Below are 6,879 nucleotides of genomic sequence, written 5' to 3'. Positions count from 1 at the left end.
GTTTCGACGCGCCCACCGGCCCCGGTGTGCGTCTGGACGCGGGTGTCGAGGCCGGCAGCGTGATCGGCCCCGCCTGGGACTCCCTGGCCCGTCGCCGCCCCCGCTGCCGTCGGTGGCTACTGTCCGACCAGCCCCGCCCGGAGCACCTTCGTGAACAGCACCGAGCCGTCCTGCTCCCGCAGCCGCACCGTCATGTCCCCGGAGTGGCCGTCGATGTCGACCTGCCCGAAGAACTGGTAGCCCTCGGCGGGCGAGACGTTCGAGGCCGTCGGGGCCTTCACGAAGACCCGCTCCGGGCCGAAGGTGCCGTCCAGCGCGCTCGCCGGGAAGGCACCCGCGTTCAGCGGACCGGAGACGAACTCCCAGAACGGCTCGAAGTCCGTGAACGCCGCGCGGGAGGGCTGGTAGTGCTGCGCCGAGGTGTGGTGGACGTCGGCGGTCAGCCACACCGTGCCCGTGATCCTGCGGTGCTTGACGAACCGCAGCAGTTCGGCGATCTGCAGCTCGCGGCCGAGCGGCGCGCCGGGGTCGCCCTGCGCGACGGCCTCGATGTTCGGCCGGCCCTCCGTGGTGTCGGGCACCACCAGCCCGAGCGGCATGTCGGCGGCGATCACCTTCCACACCGCACGCGACCGCGACAGCTCCCGCTTCAGCCACTCCAACTGCTCGCGGCCGAGGATGCCCTGCGGGTCGTGGGCCTGGTCGTCGGGGGAGTTGGAGTTGCGGTACGTGCGCATGTCGAGGACGAAGACGTCCAGCAGGGGACCCTGCCGCAGCACCCGGTACACCCGGCCGGCGCCGTCCGGCCGCAGCGAGGAGAGGGGGAAGTACTCGGCGAACGCCCGCCGCGCCCGGGCCGCGAGGACGTCCACGCTCTTCTCGGTGTAGCGCGGGTCCGAGGCGGCGATCACCTCGCCGGGGTACCAGTTGTTGCGGACCTCGTGGTCGTCCCACTGGATGACCGACGGCACCCGGGCGTTGAAGCGCCGCAGGTTCTCGTCGAGCAGGTTGTAGCGGAAGTTGCCGCGGAACTCGGCCAGCGTCTCGGCGACCTTGGACTTCTCCTCCGTGGTGACGTTGCGGTAGGCGCTGCCGTCGGGGAGGGCCTGGGTCGCCGCGATCGGGCCGTCGGCGTAGATGTTGTCACCGCTGCACAGGAAGAAGTCCGGGTCCACCGCGCCCATCGCGTCGAAGATGCGGTAGCCGCCGATGTCGGGGTTGATGCCCCAGCCCTGCCCGGCCAGGTCGCCCGACCACACGAAGCGCACCCCGCCGTGCCGTGCGTCCGGCGCCGTGCGGAAGGTCCCCGTCACCGGCGCGCCGGTGCGGCGCGGGTCGTCGGGGTCGGCCAGCAGCACCCGGTAGTGGACCTGCTCACCGGACGGCAGGCCATGCAGCCGGGTCACCCCGGTGAAGTCGGTGCCGGGGCCGACCACCGGGCCGTGGAAGCGCCGGGTGTGCCGGAACGACCCGGTCGCCGAGGTCTCCACCACCATCCGCGCCGGCCGGTCCGCGCGCACCCACACCAGGCCGCCCGACGCGGTGACGTCGCCGGTCTGCACCCCCGACGTCGCCGCCGGCCTCCCCGACAGGGCCAGCGCGGGCGCGGCCGCCGCGGGCACCAGCAGCGCCCCGGAGGCCGCCAGCCCGCCCCTCAGCACCGACCGCCGCCCGACCGTGCTCCCGGATCCGTCCGCCATCCCGACCTCCCACGTCGCAGCCGCGCACGCCGGAATGCGTCCGCCCCACGTTCCTACTCGCGCCGCGTGCCGTCGATCCGAACGCCCAGTGAACAACCGCCCCGCGCCGTACGGCGGCGCCCACCCGCTCCGTGCGCCCCCACGTGAGTCGCGTGCGGCGAAACCCCCTGGTAACCACGGGCTCCGCCGCCATACGATGTCCCGAATCCGGCGGCCGCGATCACCCGATCGCCCTACCCGCGCCCCGTCCTCCCTCCCCGGGAACGCACCGGCGCCCCCACGATGACTGCAGATCAGACACCGCACGCCTTCCAGGTCGACCTGCGCGGCCTGGTGGACCTCCTCTCCCACCACCTCTACTCCAGCCCCAAGGTCTACCTGCGCGAACTGCTGCAGAACGGCGTCGACGCGATCACCGCCCGCCGGGCCGAACAGCCCGACGCCCCCGCCCGGGTGCTCCTGCACGCCGAGGGCGGCCGGCTGCGCGTGACGGACACCGGCGTCGGCCTCACCGAGTCCGACGTGCACGAGCTGCTCGCCACCATCGGACGCAGCTCCAAGCGCGACGGGCTGGAGAGCGCCCGCTCGGAGTTCCTCGGCCAGTTCGGCATCGGGCTGCTCGCCTGCTTCGTCGTCGCAGCGGAGATCCGCGTCGTCAGCCGGTCCGCCCGTACCCCGGACGCCCCGCCCGTCGAGTGGACCGCCCGTGACGACGGCTCGTACACCGTCCGCACGCTGCCGCGGCAGGACCACCCCGAGCCCGGTACGACCGTCCACCTGACCGCCCGGCCGGGCGCCGGGGAGTGGCTCGCCGAGGAGCGTGTGCTCGCCCTCGCCAAGGACTTCGGGTCCCTGCTGCCGTACGACGTGCGGGTCGGCGACACGCCCGTCACCGAGCGCCCGCCGGTCTGGGAGCGCCCGCACCCCGGGCAGGCGGCCCGCCGGGTCGCGCTCGCCCGGCACTGCCACGAGCAGTTCGGCTTCACCCCGCTCGACGTCATCGACCTCGACGTCCCCCTCGCGGGCGTGCGCGGCGTCGGCTACGTCCTGCCCGCCGCGGTCAGCCCCGCCCAGCGCGCCGGGCACCGCGTCCACCTCAAGGGCATGCTGCTCACCGACCGGGCCGACGAACTCCTGCCGGAGTGGGCCTTCTTCGTCCGCTGCGTGATCGACACCGACAGTCTGCGTCCCACCGCGTCCCGGGAGAGCCTGTACGCCGACGAGACGCTCGCCGCCGTCCGCGAGGCCCTCGGCGAGCGCATCCGCGGCTGGCTGACCGAACTTGCCGCGGGCGACCGGGAACGGCTCGCCCAGTTCCTCGCCGTCCACCACCTCGGCGTCAAGTCGCTCGCCCGGCACGACGCCGGGATGCTCCGCACGATGCTGCCGTGGCTGCCGTTCGAGACCACCGACGGGCAGCTGTCGCTCGAGGAGTTCGCCCGCCGCCACCCCGTCGTCCACTTCACCCGCACCGTCGAGGAGTACCGGCAGGTCGCCGCGATCGCCTCCGCGCAGGGCATCGGCGTCGTCAACGGCGGCTACACCTACGACGCCGACCTGGTCGAGCTGCTGCCGACCGTGCGTCCCGGCACCGCCGTCGCCGAACTCGACGCGGACACCGTGACCGCGCACCTCGACCCCGTCGACCCTGCCGAGGAACTCGCCCTGTCCGGCTTCCTCGCCGCGGCCCGCGCCAGGCTCGACCCGCTCGGCTGCGACGTGTCGCTGCGCACCTTCCACCCGATCACCGTCCCCGCGCTGCACCTGGACGACCGGGCCGCCCGCCACGAACGCGCCCGCGCCGAGGAGGAGGAGCAGGCCGACGAGCTGTGGGCGGGCATCCTCGGCTCCCTGCGCGGCGGCGCCCCGCGCGCCCGGCTCGTCCTGAACCACCTCAACCCGCTGGTCCGGCGGATCAGCGGGTTCACCGACCCCGAACTCGTCGGCACCGCCGCCGAGGCGCTGTACGGCCAGGCCCTGCTGATGGCCCAGCGCCCGCTGCGCCCCGCCGACTCCGCGCTCCTCAACCGCGCTTTCCTCGGCCTGCTGCAGTGGGCGGCGCAGACCGCCGACAGCCCCGCCGGCAAGCCCGCCGACGCCGAACAGGAGGACGGCCGATGAGCACCCAGGACCCGGCGGTCGAGACCGTACGCCGCGCCCTGCACCACAACCGGGAGGAGCCCGAGGGCCGCGCCCGCAACGCCGGCGCGGAGCGGCTCGTCGCCGAGGCCGAGGCCACCGGGGACACCCCGCTGCTCCTCGAGGCCCTGTTCAACCTCGCCAACGCCTACGCCTACAGCAGCGAGAAGGACAAGTTCTTCGTGCCCTTCGCCCGCCTGCTGCGCATGTGGGACGAGCGGCCCGGGGACTTCGACGGCGCGAACACCCACCACCTGCACTGGATCTTCAAGTGGGTGGCCAACGGCATGCTCGACCAGCCCGACGTCCCGCTCGCCTCCATCGAGAAGTGGCACCGCGAGATGGAGCACCGCTACCGCCTCGCCGGTCACTCCGAACGCGCCGTCCGCCAGGGCGAGTTCCGCATCGCCCGGCACGTCGGTGACACCGCCCGCGCCGAGGCCGCCCACGCTGCATGGCTCGCCGCCGACCGCGACGGCATGGCCGACTGCCACGCCTGCGAACTCCACGGCCAGGGCAGCTGGCAGGTGGAACGCGGCCGTGACGACGAGGCGCTGAGCACCTGGGAGCCGGTCCTGACGGGGCAGTACACCTGCGCCCACGAACCGCACAACGTGCTGGCGTCCTCGCTGCTGCCGCTGGTCCGGCTCGGCCGGCTCGAGGAGGCACGCGCCCACCACCTGCGCGGCCACCGCCTGGTGCGCTCCATGGAGAGCATGCGCGGCGCCGTCTCCTCCCACGTCGAGTTCTGCGCCCTGACCGGCAACGAGGCACGGGCCCTGGAGATCCTCGCCGAGCACCCCGCGTACTTCACCGACACCGGCGACCCCGACACGCTCATGGACCACCTGGTCGTCACCGCGCTCCTGATGCGCCGCCTGCTCGCCCTCGGCCACGCCGACCGCGGCGTCCCCGGCCCGGCCGGCACCGAGTGGACCGCCCGCACGCTGCTCGCCCACGCCGAGCGCGAGGCCGCCGCGGTCGCCGCGCGCTTCGACGCCCGCAACGGCAACGACGCCGTCAGCCGCCGCATGCGCGAGCGCCTCGGCGCCGAGCCCCTCGTGGAGCGGCTCCCGCTGGGCGTCCGGGCCCGGCAGCGCCTGACCGCGCCCGCCCGCCCGCAGCCCGCACCGGCCGCCGTGCCCGCGGGCGCCGAGGACGTCCCCGCGCTGCTCGCCGAGGCCCGCAGGCTCAGCGCCGCCCAGCACCCCGGCGCGGGCGCCGCATGGGCCACCGCGGGCCGTGCCGCGGACAGCACCGGCACCGCCCTGGACGACCTGTCCCGCGCCGAGATCGCCGACCACGCCGGCATCGACGCCTTCACCGACCCCGGCACCGCCGTACCGCTCTTCGACACCGCCGCCGGGCTGTTCGAGGCGGCCGGCAAGCCCGGCGAGGCCGCGGCCTGCCGTGCCCGCGCCGCCTACGCGGTGGCCGTCGCGGAACAGAGCGGCCAGGCCCTGACCGCGCTCGACGCGGCCGTCGATGCCCTGCGCGAGCTGCACGGCACCGGCCGGGCCACCGCCCGCCAGCTCACCGGGGCCTGGCTGGCCCGGCTCCACGTCCGGCCGCCCGGCGCCGAGGGCGAGGCGGAACTGCTGCGGGTCATCGCCTTCGCCGAGGAGCACCGCGACGAGGACCGGATGGCCGGACGGCTCGCCGACGCGATCGCGCTGCACGCCCGGCACACCGCCGCGCGCGGCGACGTCGCGACCTCCGCCGAGCTCTTCGCGCGGGCCGCGCGCCTCCACCACGAGGCCGGAACCCCGTGGCACGCCGCAGAACCCGAGGCGCTCCTCGCCGACCTCTCCCTCCAGAAGGACGACCACACCAGCGCGGAGCGGTCCGCCCGCGCCGCGCTGGAGGACGGCGCCGCGGTCCTGGGCCCCGTGCACCGGGCCCACCTGCACACCGTGCTCGCCGCCGCGCTCGCCGAGCGCGGCGCCGACGCCGAGGCCGCCGACCACGCCCTGGAGGGCGCCCACTGGGCCGACGAGGGCGACATGTCCGAGGAGCTCGGCGCCTGGGCACGGCTCGTGCTCGGCGGGGCGTTGCTGCGCGAGGACAGGTCCGCCGAGGCGGCCACCGTCCTGGAGACCGCCCTGCCCGACCTGGTGCGCGCCCACCACGACGGGCGCGTCGTCCAGGCCCGCTGGTGGCTGGGGGACGCACTGCGCGACCTGGACGAGCCGCGCGCCGCCGCCGAGCAGTTCCTGCTGGCCGCGGAGATCGCTCAGGGCTGGGAGGAGCAGCAGGACCACGCCGTCCTGGCGAACCTCGCCGCCGACTGCCTGGAACGGGCCGGGCTGGCCGGCGAGGCCGCACAGGCGTACACCCGCGCCGGTGACCTCTGGCGTGCCCTGGAGCGTCCCGTCCCCCTCGTCCGCTCGCTGCGCGCCCGGGCCTGGCTCGCCCTCCACGACGGCCAGGGCGGTCTCGCCGTGGGCCGCTCGGTGATGGCCGAGGCCGTCGCGGTGGCCGAGGAGGCGCTGGCAGCGGCGACGGCGGCCGGTGACGGGGACGCCGCGGCGCACCTGCGCGCCGAACTGGCGGGGACCCACCGGCAGACCGGCGAACTGGTCGTCCGCGCCTGCCCCGGCGAGCCCGGCGAGGGCGACACGGACGGCTCGGCGCGCGCCGCGTACGAGGAGGGCCTGGCCTGCGCCGAGCGTGCGGTCGCCGTCTTCGAACCGGGTCCCGCGCGCAGCGCGGCCCAGCTGATGGCCGCCTGGCTCGAGGCCGATCTGGGACGGCACACCGCGGCCGCGGAGCGCGCCCGGGCCGTGATCGCCCTGTACGAGGGCGAGGAGGGCGGCCAGGAGGACGAGGTCGCCCGGCAGCGGCGGGCCGAGGCGCGCTCCGTCCTCGAATACGTCGGCGAGCGGTCCGCCGGACCGGAGTAGGCGGAGGGCGGAGAGGCACACGCCGGGGAAGCGCAGGCCGGGCAGGCACAGGCCGGGCAGGCGTAGGCCCGGCCGCCGGCACGGTCCCGACCGAGAAGGAGCAGGCCATGGAGGGTTAGTCTGAATGGTGGCTTTTG

Annotated in this window: 3 protein-coding genes; 2 read left to right on the top strand and 1 reads right to left on the bottom strand. The window is 75.5% G+C overall.

The window, feature by feature from the left end; genetic code table 11:
* Nucleotides 1-116: 116 nt before the first annotated feature.
* The gene (locus tag ABZ312_RS12135) at nucleotides 117-1,700 is read right to left on the bottom strand and encodes an alkaline phosphatase D family protein (RefSeq protein WP_500324923.1); all 1,584 of its coding nucleotides are present in this window, start codon (nucleotides 1,698-1,700) and stop codon (nucleotides 117-119) included.
* 282 nt (nucleotides 1,701-1,982) lie between these two features.
* On the opposite strand from ABZ312_RS12135, the gene ABZ312_RS12130 reads away from it, so the two are divergent.
* Both ABZ312_RS12130 and ABZ312_RS12125 read left to right on the top strand, forming a co-directional pair.
* Nucleotides 1,983-3,821, top strand: a complete 1,839-nt coding sequence (locus ABZ312_RS12130) for an HSP90 family protein (RefSeq protein WP_500324921.1) — start codon at nucleotides 1,983-1,985, stop codon at nucleotides 3,819-3,821.
* Nucleotides 3,818-6,742 (top strand): ATP-binding protein, encoded by a 2,925-nt coding sequence (locus tag ABZ312_RS12125; protein WP_500437480.1) that lies wholly within the window; start codon nucleotides 3,818-3,820, stop codon nucleotides 6,740-6,742. Before ABZ312_RS12130 ends, ABZ312_RS12125 begins: the two co-directional genes overlap by 4 nt.
* The last annotated feature ends 137 nt before the right edge of the window (nucleotides 6,743-6,879 follow it).

Origin of the sequence: Streptomyces sp. NPDC006207 (genome assembly GCF_040613835.1) — a bacterium.
Classification (GTDB): domain Bacteria; phylum Actinomycetota; class Actinomycetes; order Streptomycetales; family Streptomycetaceae; genus Actinacidiphila.
Note: the sequence above shows the minus strand (reverse complement) of the source record. Positions and strands in the feature narration are given on the sequence as shown.